The organism is Micromonospora sp. DSM 43699, from assembly GCF_055517075.1.
The window spans coordinates 25,787-43,867 of the sequence record NZ_JBTMMT010000056.1 but is presented as its reverse complement, the minus strand read 5'-3'; the positions used below and the strand labels follow the sequence as shown (position 1 = coordinate 43,867).

At 74.8% G+C, this 18,081-nt stretch carries 22 protein-coding genes and 1 pseudogene; 5 read left to right on the top strand and 18 right to left on the bottom strand.

The genetic code is table 11. From position 1 onward, the window contains the following. Positions 1-11: 11 nt before the first annotated feature. The 6 genes from AC0AIB_RS23470 to AC0AIB_RS23445 all read right to left on the bottom strand — a co-directional run bounded on the left by AC0AIB_RS23470 (position 12) and on the right by AC0AIB_RS23445 (position 4,105). Positions 12-377 (bottom strand): DUF4260 family protein, encoded by a 366-nt coding sequence (locus tag AC0AIB_RS23470; protein ID WP_328347704.1) that lies wholly within the window; start codon positions 375-377, stop codon positions 12-14. Further along, positions 374-943 carry a TetR/AcrR family transcriptional regulator gene (locus AC0AIB_RS23465; protein ID WP_465097493.1) on the bottom strand — a complete coding sequence of 190 codons (570 nt, stop codon included), beginning with the start codon at positions 941-943 and terminating at the stop codon, positions 374-376. The genes AC0AIB_RS23470 and AC0AIB_RS23465 overlap by 4 nt, the downstream gene beginning before the upstream one ends. Continuing rightward, a complete protein-coding gene (locus AC0AIB_RS23460; RefSeq protein WP_328347700.1) occupies positions 936-1,772 on the bottom strand; it encodes an alpha/beta fold hydrolase in 837 nt (278 codons plus the stop codon). Before AC0AIB_RS23460 ends, AC0AIB_RS23465 begins: the two co-directional genes overlap by 8 nt. Before the next feature lie 212 nt (positions 1,773-1,984). Further along, positions 1,985-2,356, bottom strand: coding sequence for a YciI family protein (locus AC0AIB_RS23455; RefSeq protein ID WP_465097492.1), 372 nt, complete (start codon positions 2,354-2,356; stop codon positions 1,985-1,987). A gap of 169 nt (positions 2,357-2,525) precedes the next feature. Beyond that, positions 2,526-3,737: an RNA polymerase sigma factor gene (locus tag AC0AIB_RS23450; RefSeq protein WP_465097491.1), complete on the bottom strand. Its 1,212-nt coding sequence runs from the start codon at positions 3,735-3,737 to the stop codon at positions 2,526-2,528. After that, positions 3,734-4,105 carry a YciI family protein gene (locus tag AC0AIB_RS23445; protein ID WP_328347696.1) on the bottom strand — a complete coding sequence of 124 codons (372 nt, stop codon included), beginning with the start codon at positions 4,103-4,105 and terminating at the stop codon, positions 3,734-3,736. Before AC0AIB_RS23445 ends, AC0AIB_RS23450 begins: the two co-directional genes overlap by 4 nt. 190 nt (positions 4,106-4,295) lie before the next feature. On the opposite strand from AC0AIB_RS23445, the gene AC0AIB_RS23440 reads away from it, so the two are divergent. Then, positions 4,296-4,487, top strand: a complete 192-nt coding sequence (locus AC0AIB_RS23440) for a hypothetical protein (protein WP_328347694.1) — start codon at positions 4,296-4,298, stop codon at positions 4,485-4,487. A 20-nt stretch (positions 4,488-4,507) separates the two neighbouring features. Here the strand turns inward: AC0AIB_RS23440 and AC0AIB_RS23435 are convergent, their stop codons facing one another. From AC0AIB_RS23435 to AC0AIB_RS23400, 8 genes are read right to left on the bottom strand one after another with little or no spacing between them, the layout of a single operon-like run. Further along, positions 4,508-5,260 carry a zf-HC2 domain-containing protein gene (locus AC0AIB_RS23435; RefSeq protein WP_442930817.1) on the bottom strand — a complete coding sequence of 251 codons (753 nt, stop codon included), beginning with the start codon at positions 5,258-5,260 and terminating at the stop codon, positions 4,508-4,510. A gap of 14 nt (positions 5,261-5,274) precedes the next feature. Beyond that, complete coding sequence (locus tag AC0AIB_RS23430; RefSeq protein WP_465097490.1) at positions 5,275-6,021, bottom strand: RibD family protein; 747 nt, start codon at positions 6,019-6,021, stop codon at positions 5,275-5,277. 1 nt (position 6,022) lies between these two features. After that, the gene (locus tag AC0AIB_RS23425; protein ID WP_328347688.1) at positions 6,023-6,679 is read right to left on the bottom strand and encodes a GTP cyclohydrolase II; all 657 of its coding nucleotides are present in this window, start codon (positions 6,677-6,679) and stop codon (positions 6,023-6,025) included. Between the two features lie 12 nt (positions 6,680-6,691). Then, the gene (locus tag AC0AIB_RS23420; protein WP_465097489.1) at positions 6,692-7,726 is read right to left on the bottom strand and encodes a lysylphosphatidylglycerol synthase domain-containing protein; all 1,035 of its coding nucleotides are present in this window, start codon (positions 7,724-7,726) and stop codon (positions 6,692-6,694) included. A 57-nt stretch (positions 7,727-7,783) separates the two neighbouring features. Continuing rightward, positions 7,784-8,692 carry a class I SAM-dependent methyltransferase gene (locus tag AC0AIB_RS23415; RefSeq protein WP_328347684.1) on the bottom strand — a complete coding sequence of 303 codons (909 nt, stop codon included), beginning with the start codon at positions 8,690-8,692 and terminating at the stop codon, positions 7,784-7,786. Continuing rightward, on the bottom strand, positions 8,689-9,723 hold the full coding sequence (locus AC0AIB_RS23410) for a glycosyltransferase family 4 protein (protein WP_465097488.1): 1,035 nt from the start codon (positions 9,721-9,723) through the stop codon (positions 8,689-8,691). The genes AC0AIB_RS23415 and AC0AIB_RS23410 overlap by 4 nt, the downstream gene beginning before the upstream one ends. Positions 9,724-9,726: 3 nt before the next feature. Beyond that, the gene (locus AC0AIB_RS23405; RefSeq protein ID WP_328347680.1) at positions 9,727-10,125 is read right to left on the bottom strand and encodes a 6-pyruvoyl trahydropterin synthase family protein; all 399 of its coding nucleotides are present in this window, start codon (positions 10,123-10,125) and stop codon (positions 9,727-9,729) included. After that, positions 10,113-11,108 carry a zinc-dependent alcohol dehydrogenase gene (locus AC0AIB_RS23400; protein WP_328347678.1) on the bottom strand — a complete coding sequence of 332 codons (996 nt, stop codon included), beginning with the start codon at positions 11,106-11,108 and terminating at the stop codon, positions 10,113-10,115. Before AC0AIB_RS23400 ends, AC0AIB_RS23405 begins: the two co-directional genes overlap by 13 nt. Before the next feature lie 93 nt (positions 11,109-11,201). Between AC0AIB_RS23400 and AC0AIB_RS23395 the strand changes: the two are divergent. Next, positions 11,202-11,927: pseudogene (locus tag AC0AIB_RS23395) on the top strand (CDP-alcohol phosphatidyltransferase family protein); the annotation flags it as partial. A gap of 217 nt (positions 11,928-12,144) precedes the next feature. Further along, positions 12,145-14,091 carry a sulfatase-like hydrolase/transferase gene (locus AC0AIB_RS23390; protein WP_465097487.1) on the top strand — a complete coding sequence of 649 codons (1,947 nt, stop codon included), beginning with the start codon at positions 12,145-12,147 and terminating at the stop codon, positions 14,089-14,091. Between the two features lie 56 nt (positions 14,092-14,147). On the opposite strand, the gene AC0AIB_RS23385 is transcribed toward AC0AIB_RS23390, so the two are convergent. From AC0AIB_RS23385 to AC0AIB_RS23370, 4 genes are all read right to left on the bottom strand, one after another. Further along, positions 14,148-14,435, bottom strand: coding sequence for a BON domain-containing protein (locus AC0AIB_RS23385; RefSeq protein ID WP_328347674.1), 288 nt, complete (start codon positions 14,433-14,435; stop codon positions 14,148-14,150). Then, positions 14,429-15,034 (bottom strand): STAS domain-containing protein, encoded by a 606-nt coding sequence (locus tag AC0AIB_RS23380; protein ID WP_328347670.1) that lies wholly within the window; start codon positions 15,032-15,034, stop codon positions 14,429-14,431. Before AC0AIB_RS23380 ends, AC0AIB_RS23385 begins: the two co-directional genes overlap by 7 nt. 106 nt (positions 15,035-15,140) lie before the next feature. Further along, positions 15,141-15,410 carry a GlsB/YeaQ/YmgE family stress response membrane protein gene (locus AC0AIB_RS23375; protein WP_328347668.1) on the bottom strand — a complete coding sequence of 90 codons (270 nt, stop codon included), beginning with the start codon at positions 15,408-15,410 and terminating at the stop codon, positions 15,141-15,143. Then, positions 15,407-15,805: an STAS domain-containing protein gene (locus AC0AIB_RS23370; protein WP_465097486.1), complete on the bottom strand. Its 399-nt coding sequence runs from the start codon at positions 15,803-15,805 to the stop codon at positions 15,407-15,409. The genes AC0AIB_RS23375 and AC0AIB_RS23370 overlap by 4 nt, the downstream gene beginning before the upstream one ends. A 149-nt stretch (positions 15,806-15,954) precedes the next feature. On the opposite strand from AC0AIB_RS23370, the gene AC0AIB_RS23365 reads away from it, so the two are divergent. Both AC0AIB_RS23365 and AC0AIB_RS23360 read left to right on the top strand, forming a co-directional pair. Beyond that, on the top strand, positions 15,955-16,641 hold the full coding sequence (locus AC0AIB_RS23365) for a response regulator transcription factor (RefSeq protein ID WP_328347664.1): 687 nt from the start codon (positions 15,955-15,957) through the stop codon (positions 16,639-16,641). 13 nt (positions 16,642-16,654) lie between these two features. Next, positions 16,655-18,010: a sensor histidine kinase gene (locus AC0AIB_RS23360; protein WP_328347662.1), complete on the top strand. Its 1,356-nt coding sequence runs from the start codon at positions 16,655-16,657 to the stop codon at positions 18,008-18,010. The last annotated feature ends 71 nt before the right edge of the window (positions 18,011-18,081 follow it).

The window sequence follows — 18,081 nt, the reverse complement described above, 5'->3', positions numbered from 1 at the left end:
GGGGTGGGGGGTTAGTGCAGGGGTCTGGGGCCGTAGCCGACTGCCCGGTCCACTCCGACGTGGAAGAGCCAGCAACCTGCCACGAGCGCGAGCAGCGGCCATCCGGTCCCGCCGAGAGCCAGGGCGATGCCGTGGACGGCGAGCAGCGCGCAGGGGGCGACGTAGTTGTGTGCCAGGTTGTAGGTGATCGCCCCGACGCGGTTGTCGATCAGGTAGCCGAGCATCGGGAGGTCGAAGACGAGGAACAGGGCGAGCAGCCACCACCAGGCGAAGCCCGTCAGCACGATGAGGGCGACGGCCGCCGCGGCGACGACGGCGCCCTCGGCCCGGTAGAGGACCGGCACCGGGGTGGCCGGTGGCGGGGTGCGGGCGGTCATGAGCGCGGCCAGGTCCCGAGGGCGGTCACCACACTGTCGATCGTCCTGTCGTAGCTGCGCTCGAGGTCGGCGGTGAGCTTGAAGGCACCGGCGGTCTCCAGGCTGACGAAGCCGTGGATGACGGAGCGCAGGAACCGCGTGGCGTCGATCGCGTCGTCGCCCACGAGACGGTAACCGGCCAGGACGGTGTAGATCACGTCGAGCCCGCTCCCGCTCGCGAGCTGGTCCTCGGTGTCGTCGGGCTCGGGCGCGCGGATGGTCATCGGGTACTGCATCGGATTCTCCCGCGCCCACGCCCGGTAGGCGGCGGCCAGGCTGCGGACCGCATCGGCACGGGCCCGGCCGATGCACGCCTGGGCGAGCGCCGCGGAGAGGTTGCCCTTCGCGCGGAGCATCATGCCGCGGCGGAGCCCGGGAAGGCCGTCGACGTGCTTGTAGAGGGACGGGACGCGTACGCCGAGGCTCTCGGCGAGCGCGGCGAGGGTGAGCTCGTCGGTGGGGTGGGCTTCGAGCAGTTGGGCGCCACGCTCGACGACGACGGCGGTGGTGAGGCCGGCCCTAGGCACCCGCGTGCACCCGCCCGAGGAAGGCGAGCACGGCCGGGGTGGTGAGCTCGGGTCGCTGGGAGTGCGGGTAGTGGCCGGCGTCGGGCACCATGACGACCTCGCCACGCAGGGTCTCGCCGATCCACGCCGCCTCGGCCGCCGGGTCCTTGAAGTCGGGGTCACGGTCGCCCATGACGACGAGCACCGGCGTGTCCACCTCGGCGAGTCGTACCTCGGCGACATCGTGGTCGGTCTGTCGTGCGGTGCGCGAGAAGGCCTTGCCGTACGCGGGCTGGCGGAGCTTGCCTATGACGGCCGCGCGGTATTCGGCGAAGTCGGCGGGTTTGGTGCCGGCGTAGAGGGAGGGCAGGTAGGCCTTCCAGACGGTGGCCACCCAGAGCGGCGACGTCATCGCGTGGAACAGGCTCCGCATGCCCGGGGGCATCTTCGGGTTGCGCACGAACGGGCCGACCAGCACGAGACCGGAGACCTGCTCGGGGTGGTCGGCCGCGACGATGACGCCCGCACCCGCCGCGAGGGAGTTGCCGACGACTGTCGCCGGCCGGCCGAGCTCGTCGATCAGGGCGCTGATGTCGGCGGCCGTCTCGCGGTCACCGTAGGAGGTGAATGTGGTGTCGCTGTCACCGTGACCACGCAGGTCGGTGGTGGCCACGGTGTAGCCGGCGGCGACCAGGGCCGGGGTGAGGAAGCGGTACGAGGTGCGCAGTTCCGCCATTCCGGGCACGAGGATCACGAGCGGGCCGCTGCCCTGCAGGTCGTACGCGATGCGACCTTCCGCGCGGTGCAGGAAGCGGGTCGCCGGCTGGAGGGCGTTCCGGGATTCGGTCATGAAGCTAGCGTAGCTAGGCAAAAAGCTAACTGCAATAGCTTTGGTGTACGGATAGCAGTTCCCGGCCCGGGTGAGGGGCGGGCGTCGGGGGCGGGCGTCGTCGAGCGGGTTACCCGCTGTCGACCTCCCCACACTCGGCGGGGCGACGGCGGAGGGCTCGTACCGTGGAGGGGCCGGCGGCACCTATCGGGGCCGCCGGCCCGTCGCGGACCTCACATGTCGGGGCCACCGGCCTCGCGTACCGGGCGCACCTCGACCAGGCCGAAGCGGGCCTCGGGGATGCGGGCGGCGTGCCCGACCGCCTGCCCGATGCTGGCGCAGTCGACCAGGTAGATCCCGGCGAGGTGCTCCCCGGCCTCAGGGAACGGGCCGTCGGTGGTCACCGCCCGCCCGTCACTGACCAGAACCTTCTTCGCCTGCCCCGGGTCGGCGAGCGCCTCGGCGACGATCAGCTCACCCGACTCGGTGAGCTCCTCCACCAGGGCGGCGTGCGCCCTGACTCCCGTTTCGCGGTCGGTGTCGGACATGTCCTGCCAGGTGTCCCGGATCTGCCGGGTGTGAGTGATCATGATCAGGTACTTCACGGCTGCCTCCTGAAACGGGTGCGACGACTTCCACCCCTGTGTCGAGACCACCGCGCCGACTTCGACATCCGGGCCGGGGACATCACCCGGCGACGGCCCCGCCAGCTCGGCGCGCCGACCGGGTGAGCGCGCTGGTGTCCGGGGTGGTGGCGGAGGTGGATCGCGGTGTTCAGGCCGGCCGGGCCGCGCGCAGTCGCAGGAAACGCTGCTCCGGGACGTTGCGGGTCCCCTGGGCGGCCAGCAGGTAGCACCGCCTGGCCGCCGCCCGGTCGCCGAGCAGGTCGAGCAGGTGCCCCCGGACGACGTGCGTCCGGTGGTTGCCGGCGAGCACGGGATCGGCCTGGGCGGCGGTCAGTTCCGCGAGTGCGGCCCGCGCCCCGTCCACCATGGCGACCGCCACGATCCGGTTGAGCGTGACCATCGGGCCGGGCGCGACGCGCCGCAGCAGGTTGTAGAGCCCGAGGATCTGCGGCCAGTCGGTGTCCTCGGCGCGGGGTGCCTCGTCGTGCACGGCGGCGATCGCGGCCTGGACCTGGTAGGGCCCGAGCGGCGCGTCCGCCAGGGTCCGGGTGATCAGCGCGACCCCCTCGGCGACGGCCGCCCGGTCCCACCGGGACCGGTCCTGCTCGGCAAGCGGGACGGGTGATCCGTCCGGCCGGGTCCGCGCCGGCCGGCGGGCGTCGGTGAGCAGCATCAGCGCCAGCAGGCCGGTGGCCTCAGGATCGTCGGGCAGGTGCTGGTGCAGCTGCCGGGTCAGCCGGATCGCCTCGGCGGTGAGCTCCCTCCGGTCCCACACCGGACCCGAAGTGGCCGTGTAGCCCTCGTTGAAGATCAGGTAGAGGACCTCCAGCACGGCGACCATCCGGGTCGGGCGGTCACCGGGGGAGGGCAGCCGGAACTCGGTGCCACCGGCCCGGATCTGCTGCTTGGCCCGGCTGATCCGTTGCGCGACGGTCGACTCGGGCACCAGGAACGCCCGGGCGATCTCGGCGGTGCCCAGCCCGCCGACCGCCCGCAGGGTGAGCGCCACCTGCGAACCCCGGGTCAGTGCCGGATGGCAGCAGAGCATCAGCAACGTCAGCGTGTCGTCCACGGCGGAGACCGGACCCGGACCGGTCAGGGCGGCCACCGTACGCTCCCGGCGCCGGCGGGCGGCGTCGCTGCGCCACGCCTCCGTCCAACGGCGGGAGGCGACAGTGGTCAGCCAGCCCCGGGGGTTCGCCGGCAGCCCTTCCCGCGGCCACTGTACGGCCGCCGCCAGCATGGCCTCCTGGACGGCGTCCTCGCAGGTGTCGAAGCCGCCGTACCGGCGTACCAGGGTGGTGAGCACCTGCGGGGCGTGCTCGCGCAGCAGGTCCTCGACGGCCGGCGTGGCGGTCACGCGTCCGGGCGGCCGGCGGCGAGGACCGGCCGCACCTCGACCAGGCCGAGCCGCGCCTCCGGCACCCGGGCAGCGAGCGCCACCGCCCGCTCGATGCTGTCGCACTCCACCAGGTAGAAACCGGCGAGATACTCCTTCACCTCGGGGAAGGGGCCGTCGGTGGCGGTCGTCCGACCCCGGTCGACCCGGACCCGGCGGGCCGTGGCCGGGTCGGCCAACGCCTCGGAGGCGAGCAGCTCACCGGTCGCGGTCAGCTCGTCGACCAGGGTGGTGTGGGCCTCGACGCCCAGCTGCCGTTCGGTGTCGGACATGGCCTGCCACAGGTCACGAGCCTGCGCGTTGTGGCTGATCAGGATCAGGTACTTCACCGCACCTCCAGGGTCGCGGTGATTGTCCCATCACCACAGGTGGCGAGGTCGGCCGGTCGACGGGGGCCGGGATTCCGGTCCGGTCGCCGGACGGGTGCTTCGATCGTTGACCTGGCAACGGCGATCGTCGACCTGGCAACGGCGAAGGTGACCGGCCCGGTGCCGGTGCCACGATGGGAGGTGTCCCGACATGGGGGACGCGTTGACGGACAGCCCCGACGACAAGACCCGACCCGGGCCCGGCCACCCCCGCACCGGCCGGTCGGCCGAGGCGGTCCGGGCACCCTCCGCCCTGGACGCCTGGGGGCGGGCGAACCAGCGCGGACAGTGCGACTGGTCCGACCCGGACACCGAGCCGCACCTCATCCGTGGTCTCGACTGAACCGGTGCGCCCCCGGGGCCTCAGGCCGCCCGGCGGTCGCGGGCCTGCGCGCCGTACGGCTGCGCCGCCATCCGGCGGGGTTCGTCGAGTTCGTCGAGCCGCAACCGCCACCGCGACCGGCCGGTGCGTCGGCCCTGCGGCGGGCCGGTCGGACGCGGACCGAGCCGGAACAACAGCACCGTGATCAGGTAACCGCCGACCAGGAACCCGTGGCTGATCAGCCGGGGCACCGCCACCTGTGCGGTGACCAGGTCGTTGACCGACAGCAGGACCAGGGTCGCGACGAAGGCGCTGAGCATCGGCAACAACCCGGCCGGCGGGGTACGGCGCACCGCGACGAAGAGGAAGCCGGCGCCCACCGCCACGTTCCACGCCGCCGACTCGTGCCACAGGTGCTGCCCGGTCGGGTGCAGGTGCTCGGCGTTGACACCCTGGCCGACCTGGGCCAGCCCGAGGGCGAGCTGGACCGCGCCGAGCAGCCCCAGGGCCACCCGCAGACCGTTGGTCAGCCCGCCGCGCCACCTGTCGACGAGCCGTCGGCGCGGCGGCGGCACGGCGGCGAGGATCGTCTCCGCCAGGACCGTACCGGCCAGGTCTGGTGCCGCCGTCACCACCCGGGTACGGGCCCGTCGGGTCACCATGGCGGCGACCTCGTGCCACGCCCGGCAGTCGGCGCACCCGTCCAGGTGCGCCTGGACCGCTACCCGCTCCTCGGCGGTCTCCTCCCCGTCGAGCTGGGCCGACAGGATCTCCCGCCACGATTCGCACCGCATCCAGGGATTGTCGCTCATCCCGGCAGCCCGTCGACGCAACGCTCCGAGAGGGCGTAGCGCACCAGCACCACGTCGCCGATCTGGCGTACCTCGGCGATCCTGGCCCGGCGGCCCGGGTGCCACGGGAACGCGCCGTCGCCGACGAACCGGGGCGCCCGGCGGTCGCCGACGAAGAACGGGGCGACCACCAGGTGCAGTTCGTCGGCGAGGCCGGCGGTGAGGAACCGGGCGTGCACCGTCGCACCGCCCTCCACCATCAGTCGCTCCACCCCCCGACCGGCCAGGTCCGCCAGGGCGCGGGCCGGATCCAACGGGTCACCCGCGTCGACCACGGTGGCCGACCCGGCGAGCAGTTCGGTGGTCTTCTCCACCGCGGGGCCGGCGCAGTAGACGATCTTCTCGGCGTCGCCGACGGTGAAGAACCGGGCCGTCGGGTCCAGCAGTCCCCGTGCGGTCAGGGTCACCTTCACCGGCGACGGCGGCAATCCGGCGGCCTGCCGGGCGGCCCGCAGCCGCGCCGAGCGGACCACCAGCCGGGGGTCGTCCGCCCGGATCGTGCCCGCGCCGACCAGGATCGCGTCACACCCGGCCCGGACGCCGTCGATGCGGTCCATGTCCTCGGCGTTGGACAGCAGCAGCCGCTGCTCGGTGGCGTCGTCGATGTACCCGTCTATCGACGTGGCGCAACTGAGCAGCACGTACGGCCGCCCGGTCGACGCCGGGACGGCGGTGTCCGTCGTCCCGGCCGACACGACACCCATCTCAGTTCAACGACGGCAGGTCGACGGCCCGGGCGGCGGCCCGGCTCGCCTTCGCCGCCAGGTAGTCGGCGTTGGCGGGGGACAGGAACACCCCGGTCGGCACCACCTCGGCCACCGCCACGCCCAGCCGGGTCAACTGCTCGGCCTTGTCCGGGTTGCTGCTCAGCAGCACCAGCTCCGGCACCCCGAGCACCGCCAGCATCTGCGCGGCGGCCCGGTAGTCCCGTTCGTCCTCGTCGTGGCCGAGCGCCACGTTCGCCTGGTAGGTGTCGAGCCCGGCGTCCTGGAGGGCGTACGCGTCGAGCTTGGGGTAGAGGCCGATGCCGCGTCCCTCCTGGCGCAGGTAGAGCAGGAAGCCACCCGCCTCGGTGATCCGCTCGACCGCCTCGCGCAGCTGCGGGCCGCAGTCACAGCGCTGACTGCCGAAGACGTCCCCGGTCAGGCACTCGCTGTGTGGGCGGACCAGCGGCGCGGCCCCGCCCGCCGCGTGCCGGCGCAGCGCGCCCGCCCAGTCGCCCAGCCCGAACGCCAGGTGCTCCCGGCCGTCCACCAGCCCGTCGAACGAGAAGACCCGGGCCGTGGTGGTGTACCCGTCGGGGAACCGCAGCGGGACCGTGACCTGTGTCCGGACCGTCGCTGCCGGCAGTGCGTCGAACATGTGTCTCCTCTGTCAGGCGCTGCCGGCCAGCCCGGCAGCGGGTACCGGTGAGGAACCACCCTGGGTCCCCACCGTACGGTCACCCGGCCGTGCGCGCAGCGCGGACGGGCGACCCCGCAGCACCAGCACGGCGGCACCCGGTAGGGCGGCGACCAGCACCAGCGCCCCGTACACCAGGGCGGTGGCCACCCCTTCGGCGGCGCCCAGGCCGGCAGCGCCGAACGCCCAGGCGGCGACGCCCTCACGCGGACCGAACCCGGCCACGTTGGCGGGTAGTGCCATCGCCAAGAGTGCCAGCAGGGTCAGCGGCGCCAGCACCGTCAGCGGTGCGGTGACTCCGGTCACCCGGGCGGCCAGCACGAACGTCGCCAGGTGGCAGCCGACCACCACCGTCGAGGCGACAAGCACCCCCGGCCCGGTGCGTCGACCCAGCAGCCCGGCCCGCACGTCGGCGGTGGCGGCCCGCACCGCGCGGGCCCGCCGCGACGGCCCGGACCGGGGCAGCGCCCGCACCAGCACCAGCAGCGCCAGCCCGACCGACACCGTCACGGCCACCGCCATCGGCAGGTACGGCCGCACCGGCGACGGCAGGGCCAGCAGCAGCCCCGCCGCGAGCACCACCTGGACCACCTGTCCTGCGGTCCGCTCCCAGACCACCGCCCGGACGGCCCGACCCAGGTCACCGGCCTCCCGGCCGTGCCGCACCGCCCGGTGCACGTCCCCGAGCACCCCGCCGGGCAGCGTCGCGTTGAGGAAGACCGCCCGGTAGCAGTCGGCCACCGCAGTGCCGAGCGGCAGCCGGATGCCCAGCCCTCCGGCGACCAGCCGCCACCGCCACGCGCAACCGACAGTGGCCAGCGCGCCCAACGCCAGCGCGCCCAGCACCGCCGGGGTGTCGATCCGCCGCAGCCCGGCCAGGGCCGGGCCGGTGCCCAGCCACCACAGCAGCACCGCGACCAGCCCCACCCCACCCAGGTTGCTCACCCAGGCCCAGGCCACGCGCCGACGAGCATGAACGGGCGATGTGCCGGTGGCGTCCGGTGACACGCGGTTCCTCCTCGAGAAGATCTCGTCCTTATCTCACGTACCGGCCGGCGGACGGGTTCATTCCACCCCGGCGAGCAGGTCCTCGTGGCCGACGGTGACGGTGAGCCGACCGGCCGCCGCCTCGGCCCGCCGCCGCCGCGCGTAGGCCGCCGTCCGGTCGGCCAGGTCGGGGCGCTGCGCGACGGCCGCGTCGAGCCACCCGTCGAGCCACTCCACGAGCAGCGCCGCCCGGTCCGGTCCGAGCCGCCACGGGCTCGGCCGCACGGTCACCGGCACCCCCTGCCGGGTGAACTCCGCGACGGCCGCCGCGGCGGCATCCGGCCCGAGCAGCACCCGGCCGTCGAGGGTACGTCGCTGGTGGGCGTCGAAGGCGGCGGCGATCTCGACGTCCAGCGGGTCGGCGGGGTCGAACGTCACCCGACCGACCACGGAGAGCACGAACAGGCTCGGGCAGCCGACCCCCGCGCAGGCGGCCACGACCCGGGCGATCTCGTCGGCGCTGAACATGTCCAGCAGTGCCGACGCGGTGACCAGGTCGGCGTCGGCCAGGTCGGCGCCGGTCAGCCGGGTGAGGTCGCCCTGCCGGGTGATCACCTCGACCGGGCTGCCGTCGGCGGCGACCGGCACACCCGCGCCGGCCCGCTCCAGCAGACCCGGATCCCGGTCGTGCAGCACCCAGCGCTGCGGGCCGGGCAGCAGCGGGGCCAGCCAGCGCAGCATCGAGCCGGTGCCGCTGCCCAGGTCGTGCACCACCCACGGGCGGTCCCCGCGCAGCGACGTGACGGACCCGGCACCGGCCACCAGCATGCCGGGCCCACCCTCACCGGCCGGCGACAGGTCCGGCCCACCGGCACCGGTGAGCCGGTCGCGGAGCAGGTCGACCAGTTCCCGGCTGCGGGCGTCGGCGTCGGCGGGTTCCCGCAGCCGCAGCCAGTCGGCGAACGGTTCGGTGGCGTACGCGGTCATGTCCTCACTCCGTCCAACACCTGGGAGATCGTCGTCACGGTGGCCGGCCAGCCGGGCAGGTCGGCCCGCCGGTCCCGGGCCGCGCGGCGCAGCCGGTCGCGCAGCTCGGCCGAGTGCAGCCAGCGGCGCAGCGCCCCGGCCAGCGCCACCGGGTCGCCCGGCGGCACCAGCACCCCGGGCGCGGTGCCGTCGGCGGCCCTGCCCAGCGCCTCGGGCACCCCGCCGGCGGTGGTGCCCAGCACCGGGATCCCCCGGGCCAGGGCCTCGACCACCACCATCCCGTACGTCTCGGCGCGGGAGGGCAGCACCAGCAGGTCCGCCCCGGCGTACGCGGCGTCCAGCGCCGGCCCGGTCAACGGCCCGTGCCAGCGCACCCGCCCGGCCAGCCCGTCCCGGTCGACCCGCCGCCGCAGTGCTGCCACGAAGGCCGGATCGCGGTCCAGCGCGCCGACGCAGTCCAACGTCCACGGCCGGTCGGCGAGCCCGGTCAGCGCGTCGACGAGCACGTCGTACCCCTTGACCGGGGTGACCGCCGCGACGCAGAGCAGCGCGGTGCCGGCGGTCGAGCCCGGGGCGGGGTCGGCCGGGTCGACCCCCGGGGTGGCCGCCGTCACCCGGGCCGGGTCGAGCGGGTGCCGGGCCAGCAGCAGCTCCCGGGTCCAGCCGCTGGTGGTGACGAGCGCGTCGGCGTGCGGCAGGGCCCGCGCCTCGGCGTCGTCACCGAGCGGCATGTGCACCAGCACCACCTGGCGCAGCCGGCCGGCCTGCGCCGCCAGCAGCTCCGGCACGGTCGAGGCGACCAACCCGTCGTACAGCGCCAGCGCGCCGTCCGGCAGGGCCGCGAGCACCCCGGCCAGCCGCGCCCGTGCCGCCTCGTCGGGGTACGGCCAGTCCCCGGGCACCCCGTGCTCGCATACCGCCCACCCGGCCGCCGCCAGCCCGGCACAGACCCGCCTGTCGTACGCGTTGCCGCCGCTGGGCGTGGCCGGGTCGTCGATGTCCCCCGGCAGGACGACGTGCACCGCCGGCACGGGCTACAACGACCGCTCGTAGCTGGCCCAGGCGATGTGCGACTCGTGCAGGGTGACGGTGACCCCGGCCAGCTCCCGGGCGCCCGCGCCCAGCCCACCGGCGTGCACCCGCTCGGCCAGCCGGTCGGCGATGGTCCGGCACAGCACCTCGGTGGTGGTGTTCTGCCCGGCGAACGCCGGCTCGTCGTCCAGGTTGCGGTACGTCAGGTCGGCCAGCACCGCCTTCAGCTCGTCGGTCGCCCGGCCGATGTCCACCACGATGCCGTCGTCGTCCAGCTCGGGGCGGCGGAAGGTGGCGTCGACGACGAAGGTCGCCCCGTGCAGCTTCTGCGCCGGCCCGAACACCTCCCCCCGGAAGCTGTGGGCGATCATGATGTGGTCCCGTACGGTCACGCTGAACACGGTGTCTCCTCGTCGTAGGTGATCAGATGGCACAGCGCGGGCAGTGCGCCCGAGGCCAGGCGGTCGAGCACGTCGGGCAGCTCCGCGAACGGGGACCGCCCGGTCAGCAGCGCGTCGAACACCGGATCGGCGAGCAGCTCCAGGGCGAGCGCCATCCGGTCGGCGAAGCCACGCCGGGACGCCCGCGCCGGGGAGACCGTGCCCACCTGGCTGCTGCGGACGGTCAACCGGCCGGAGTGGAACGCCCCGCCCAGCGACAGCTCGACCGGCCGGTCGCCGTACCAGCTCAACTCGACCACGGTGCCCTCCGGGGCGAGCAGGTCCAGGCTGCGCTGCAACCCGGCGGCGGTGGCGCTGGCGTGCACCACCAGGTCCCGCCCACCGGTGGCCGCCTCCGGCAGGGCGAAGTCGACACCCAACGCCGAGGCGACCGCCGCCCGCGCCGGGTCGGCATCGACCAGCTCGACCCGGACCCCGGGGAAGCGGGCCAGCAGGGCCGCCACGCTGCACCCCACCATCCCGCCGCCGACCACGCTGACCCGGTCGCCGACCAGCGGCGCGGCGTCCCACAACGCGTTGACCGCCGTCTCCACCGTGCCGGCCAGCACCGCACGGGCCGCCGGCACGTCGTCCGGCACCGGGGTCACCGCCGACGCCGGCACCACGTACGCGCTCTGGTGCGGGTGCAGGCAGAACACCGTCCGACCGCGCAGCGCCGCCGGACCGGCCTCGACCACGCCGACGCTGAGGTAGCCGTACTTGACCGGGGCGGGGAAGTCGCCCTCCTGGAACGGGGCACGCATCGTCGCGTACTGGCTCTCCGGCACGCTGCCGGTGAAGACGAGCGTCTCGGTGCCGCGGCTCACCCCGGAGTAGCGGCTGCGGACCAGCACCTCGTCGGGGCCGGGAGCGGGCAGTGTCACCGTCCTCAGCTCGCCGACGCCGGGGGAGCGGAGCCAGAAGGCCTGGGCATCGCGGATCACGCGGGTTTCTCCTCATCTGCCGGGGAACCGAACGAAACGACGGTGTCCTGCGTACCCACTACCGAGGTCGTCGATCATAAACACGGAGGCAGGGTGTCCAGGGTTCGAACCGGTCCGGTGCTCGGCCTGACCGTACAGACAGTCCTGCTGGTCGGGCTGGCCGCGACCGTCGGGCTCGACGTCGCCGGTTGGCTGGCCGGCCTGGCGTACGGCGTCGTCACCTGTGTGGCGTTGCGGCGCGGCCTGCGCCGCCGTGGTGTCGACCGGCTCGGGCCGGCCGACCAGGTGACGTTGGCCCGGGGGGTGCTGGTCGGGGGGGTGACCGCCCTGGTCGTGGCCAACCTCGACGGCGCGGCCCCGCTGGGGGTGCTGGTGCCGATGACCGCGGTGGCGCTCGCCCTGGACGCGGTGGACGGCTGGGTGGCCCGACGCACCGGCACGGTCAGCGCGCTCGGCGCCCGCTTCGACATGGAGGTCGACGCGTTCCTCATCCTGGTGCTCAGCGTCCAGGTGGCACCGGCGGTGGGGCCGTGGGTGCTCGCGATCGGCGGTCTGCGGTACGCCTTCGTCGTCGCCGGTGGGTTGCTGCCCTGGCTACGGGGGAGCCTGCCGCCGCGTTACTGGCGCAAGGTGGTCGCCGCCGCGCAGGGCGTCCTGCTGCTCGTGGTCGCCGCCGACGTGCTGGCCCGGCCGGTGACCGCCGTGCTGGCCGCGGTGGCGTTGGCGCTGCTGGTCGAGTCGTTCGGCCACGACGTCGGCTGGCTCTGGTGGCACCGGCCCGCCCGGCCCGCCCGCCCTGCCACGTCGATCCCCGTCCCACGGGTGTCGTCGGTCGCGGCGCTGCCGTCTGTGTCGTCGGTCGCGGCGCTGCCGCCCGTATCGTCGGTACGTCCCCGGGTCGAGGCCGTCGCCGACCGGCCGTTCGTCGCCCACCAACCGGTCTGAGCCGCACCGCCGACCCGGCCGGCCGCACCGCCGACCCGGCCGGCCGCACCGCCGGGACCCTCCCCAGGAAGGACCATTCGGAGTGTCGTTGTTGTCACGTCTGCGTCACCGGAGCACGTCGGCCGGCGAGCCCGCCACCCCGGCCGGCCGGCCCGACCCGAGGGCCGACCCCGCCGGCGACGGGCCGCCCCCGGCCACCGAGCCCACGGTGGACGACGCGCCGGCTCCGACCGCCACCGAGCCCGCCGGCCCGGCTCCGACCGCCACCGAGCCCGCCGGCCCGGCTCCGACCGCCGATGCCACTGGCCCGGGTCTGACCGCCGATGCCACTGGCCCGGGTCTGACCGCCGAGCCCGCCGGCGACGCGCCGACTCCGACGGGCGAGGCCGTGTCGGTGACGGCCGGGCGGGGGCGGTGGCGCACGGTCGCGGGCCGGGTGACCACCGTGCTCGCCGGACTGCTGATCCTGGCGGTGCTTACCGCACCGGACCGGTTCGACCAGCTCACCCCGATGGCGTTCCTGCGCGTACCGATCGAGGGGCTGATCGCCGCCGGCCTGCTGCTGGCGCTGCCCGGCCGGGCGCGTCGGCTGGTCGCGGTGCCGGTCGGGGCGGCGCTGGGGCTGGTCGCCATCGTCAAGGTGCTCGACCTGGGCATGTCGGCCAGCCTAGCCCGCCCGTTCGACCTGGTCCTCGACTGGGTGCTGCTGGACGACGGGTACGCCTTCGTGACCGACTCGGTGGGCACCGGCGGCGCGGTCGCCGCCGCCGTGGGGCTGGTTGCCCTGGTGGTGGCGCTGCTGGTGCTGACCACCCGGTCGGTGCTGCGGCTGACCCGGGAGGCGACCGGGCACCGCCGGGCCGCCGTACGGGTGGTCGCCGGCCTGACCGCTCTCTGGGTGGCCGCCGCGACGCTCGGCGTGCCGGTCGCCGACTCCGGCACGGCGACCCTGGTGGGGCAGCACGTCGGCCAGGTCGGCGCGGGGCTGCGGGACCGGCGGGAGTTCGCCGCCCAGGTCACCCGGGACGCTTTCCGCGACACTCCCGGCGACCAGTTGCTCACCGCGCTGCGCGGCAAGGACGTGGTGCTGGCCTTCGTGGAGAGCTACGGCCGGGACGCGGTCGAGGACCCGGAGTTCGCCGGTCAGGTCGGCGCGGTGCTCGACGGCGGCACCCGCCGCCTGGCCGCCGCCGGCTTCACCGCCCGCAGCGGCTTCCTGACCTCACCCACCTTCGGCGGGGGGAGCTGGCTGGCCCACGACACGCTGCTGTCCGGCCTGTGGATCGACAACCAGCAACGGCACGACAGCCTGCTGGCCAGCGACCGGCTCACCCTCAACGGGGCGTTCCGGCGGGCCGGCTGGGAGACCGTCGCGGTGATGCCGGCGGCCACCTCGCCCTGGCCGGAGGGGGCGTTCTTCGGCTACGACCGCTACCACGACGCGGCGGGACTGGACTACCGTGGACCGCAGTTCAGCTATGCGCCGATGCCCGACCAGTACACCCTGTCGACCTTCCAGCGCCGGGAACGGAGCGCCCCGGACCGCGCGCCGATCATGGCGGAGATCCCGCTGATCTCCAGCCACTCCCCGTGGGCGGCGATCCCCCGGATGCTCGACTGGGAGCACGTCGGCGACGGGTCGATCTACCGCCGGCCGACGTCGGTGGCGTTCAACCCCAGGGACGTGGTGGGGCGGAGCACCACCGAGGTGCGCACCGGTTACCGCCGGGCGATCGAGTACTCGCTGAACAGCCTGATCTCCTACGTCCAGACGTACGGCGACGACGACCTGGTGCTGGTCTTCCTCGGCGACCACCAACCGTCCCCGCTGGTCACCGGCCCGGACGCCAGCCGGGACGTGCCGATCACCGTGGTCGCCCGCGACCCGGCGGTGCTCGCCCGGGTGGCCGGCTGGGGCTGGCAGGAAGGGCTGCGCCCCGGGGCGGACGCGCCGGTGTGGCGGATGGACACCTTCCGGGACCGGTTCCTCACCGCGTTCGGTCCGCAACCGCCGACCCACGTGGCGGCCCCGCGCTGACCCCGGCCCCGCGCTGACGCCGACCGCCCGCTGACCGCCCGCCAGCAGCGGGGCGGTCAGCGTTTCGCCGACAGCCGCAGCGCGTTGCAGACGTCGACCACACCCGGCACCTGCCAGGCGACCTGGCCGGCGAGCTGCCGGGTGTCGACGTCGGGGACGACGCCCCCGAGGATCGCCACCCGGTTCTGCACGGTGACCGTGATCCGCCGGGCGCGCACCCCGATCCCGCCGACGATCCGGTACGCCACCTCGGCGGCCAGCCGCACGTCGTCACCGGGCGGCCCGGGTGGTTCGGGCTCCGGCCGGAACCAGTTGTCGTCGGGCAGCGGCCACGGCATCACCATGCCGTGCTCCTCTCCCGGGGCCGGTCGGTCGGGGTGGACCGGGACCAGTCCACCGCGTCCCGGCGGGTGTCGAAGACCGGGAAGACCCGGTCCAGCCGCATGGTGTGCAGCACGGTGCGGACGAACCGGGACGGGCCGGCGAGGCTGAGCCGCCGGCCGCGTTGCCTGGTGTCCTGTCGGGCCCGGACCAGCACCCCGAGCGCGGTGGAGTCGATCAGGTGGACCCGGGCCAGGTCGACCACCACGTGCCGGTCGGCGTCGACCGCCTCCGCCAGCGTCCCGTGCAGGTCCTCGCCGGTGGCGATGTCCAGGTCACCGGCGGCGGTGACGATCACCACGTCGTCCAGGTGTTCGACGCCGAGCACGCCGAGCGGGTCGGCGCGGCGTGGCGTGCGGGCCGCCGGGGCCGGCGAGGGGACCAGTTCGCAGCGGGGGCAGCGGTGCGGGCCGGTGGCGAACGGCGAACCGGTCCAGCCCTGTTCGGCGACGAACGTCCAGACCACCTCGGCGTCGGGCAGGACGCGGGCCGGGCCGCTCGTCACCGTCCCGCAGCTGTCGCAGATCAGCGTCATCAGCGGGTCGTCCGGTACGACGGTCATCGGTCTCCTCCTCCAGGGGTCGAGGCCGGCTCTCCGGCGGTCGTGGCCCGACGCGCGGTGGTCGACCGGACTCCCCGCGCGCCGGGCCACTGCCGGATCCGGTGGGTCAGGGCTCGGTACGGCCACCGGCGGTGCCGACGACAAGTGCCACGGCGACCCCGGCCAGGCCGACCTGCACGATCAGCTGCCGCAGGGTGTAGCCGTCGCTGTCGATGCCGACCAGCCGGCTCAGGATGGTGCCGAGTAGCGCGGCGACCAGGCCGACGGCGAGGGTGAGCCAGAGCGGGACCTGGGTGCGGCCGGGGACGACGAGCCGGCCCAACGCGCCGATCACGAGCCCGACGACGACGGCGACGAGGATGCCGGGCACGCTCATCGGCTGTGCTCCGGAACCCGGGGCGCGGCTGGCTGCCGGTGGACGACGGACGGGACCAGCCCGCCGTCCACCGGCAGGGCCCGTGGGGTGGTGACCATGGGCAGCACCCGGGACACCCGGGCGGCACTCAGCACGCGCAACGCCCGGGGGCTGGGATCCCGCAGGGTCAGCACGCCGCCGTGGCGGGCCAGGTGCCGGTGCACGTCGAGCAGCAGCCCGACGGCGGCGGCGTCGAGGTGCCGGCACTGTGAGAGGTCGACCACCACGTGTGCCGGGCGCAGCCCGACCAGCCGGTCGAAGACCTCCCTGGACCGGGCCAGCGCGGCCAGGTCCAGGTCGTCGGTGACGCACACCTCCACAAGCGGTACGGTGCACTCCGGGCGGGACGCTCCCACGATCGGCCTCCTTCCGGTTCGCTGTCCGGTCCCCAGCCTGTGCGTCGAGGTTGGCGGGTGCCGCGCGGACGTATGTCAGTTGCGTGACAAATCCCGCGTACCCCGCGGCCGGTTCGTCATCGTCGGCGTGCACCGGGCACGATCTCCCGATGACGGGCGTACTGGTGATCGAGGACGACGACCGGATCCGTCTGGCGCTGCTGCTGGCCCTGGAGGACGAGGGCTACCTGGCGCGCGGGGCGGCCACCGCGGAGGAGGGGTTGCGGGCGCAGCGGCAGGAGGCCGCCGACTACGTGCTGGTGGACCTGATGCTGCCCGGTCTGGACGGTTTCGAGTGCATCCGGCAGCTTCGCCGCGACGACGACGTGCCGATCGTGGTGGTCAGCGCCCGGGACGACACCCACGACATCGTCGCCGCGCTGGAGGCGGGCGCGGACGACTACCTGGTCAAGCCGGTAGCGATCAAGGAGCTGTCGGCCCGGTTGCGGGCGCTGCGCCGCCGGGGCCGTACGGCCTCGTCGGTGACCTCGGCGGTGGTGCCGGTGCTGGCCTTCGGCCCGCTGGAGATCAGCCCGGAGGCCGGTGAGGTGCGCCGGGCCGGGCAGACCGTGCCGGTGACCCGGACCGAGTTCCGGTTGCTCTGCGAGCTGGCCGAGCACGCCGGCCGGGTGCTGTCCCGCCAGCAGCTGCTCAGCCGGGTGTGGGGTTACGAGACCGGCGACGAGCGGCTGGTAGACGTGCACGTGGGGCGGCTGCGGCAGAAGATCGAGGCCGATCCGGCCAATCCCCGGCACCTGGTCACCCTGCGGGGCCTCGGCTACAAACTGCAACGATGAGACGGCTCGGAGCATGAGGCGGCTCGGCCTGCGGGCCCGGGTCACCGCCGCCTTCGCGATCGGCGCGCTGCTGCTGTCGGCGCTGATGGCGTTGATCTCGTACGAGCTGGTGCGTCGCTCGCTGCTCGACGAGCGGGAGCGGACCGCGCTGCGGGCGGCGTACTTCGACGCGGCGGTGGTCCGGGCCGGCCTGGACACCGACGCCCCGGACGTCTACGAGGTGCTGCGCACCCTGGACACCGGCGGCAGCCGCCGGGCGCTCGTGCACCGCGACGGCCGCTGGTACGCCCGGACCGCCGACGAGGGTCCGTCCGGCGCGGTGCCGGCCGGGCTGATGGCGATGGTCGCCGACGGCGAGCCGGGGGTGCAGCGGGTCCGGGTCGACGGGCAGCCCGCGCTGCTGGTCGGGGTGCCGTTGGCCGACTCGACAGGCTACTACGAGATCACCTCGCTGCGGGAGTTGGAGCAGACGTTCCAGGTGCTGGCGTTGGCGCTGACCGTGGTGGCGGTCACGGTGGCCGGCTCCGGCGCGGCACTGGGCTGGTACGCCACCCGGCACGGGCTGCGCCCGTTGACGGCGGTGGCCGACGCCGCCGAGAAGATCGCGGCCGGGGACGTCACCGCCCGGCTCGCCCCCGGCACCGACCCGGACCTGGCCCGGCTCTCCACCTCCTTCAACCGGATGGCCGACCAGGTGGCGGTGCGGATCGAACGGGACCGCCGGTTCGCCGCCGACGTCGCCCACGAGCTGCGCTCACCGTTGCAGACGCTCTCGGCGGCGGCGAGCGTGCTGTCCCGGCGGCGGGACAGCCTGGACGACCGTACGGCCACCGCCGCCGGCCTGGTCAGCGAGGAGATCACCCGGTTCCAGCAGCTGGTCAACGACCTGATCGAGCTGGCCCGCAGCGACCGGCCGGTGCAGCGGGAGTCCGTCGACGTGGTCGCGCTGGCCCAGGGGGTGTGCCGGGGGCGGGGGCTGCCCGAGTCGCTTGTCGTCACCGGCCCGCCCCGGCCGGGGGACTGGTCGGTGGACCCGAGACGTGTCGCGCAGTTGCTTGTCAACCTGCTGGACAACGCGGTCCGCTACGGCGGCGGCCCGGTCGCGGTGCGGCTGTGGCTCTCCGACGGAATCGGGGTGGTGGAGGTCGACGACGAGGGCCCCGGGGTGCCGGTGGCCGACCGGGAAGTGGTCTTCGACCGGTTCGTCCGGGGCCGGGCGGCCCACGACCGGGCCGGTGGGGACGGCACCGGCCTGGGGTTGGCGCTGGTCGCCCAGCACGCCGCCGCGCACGGCGGCCGGGCCTCGGTCGGCGACCGGCCCGGCGGCGGCGCCCGGTTCCGGGTGGAACTGCCGGGGAGCCGACCGTGACCGGCCACCTGCCGCCCAGGGCCGGGAGCCGGTGGATGCGGCCTTGGGCCGGGAGCCGGTGGATGCCGTCT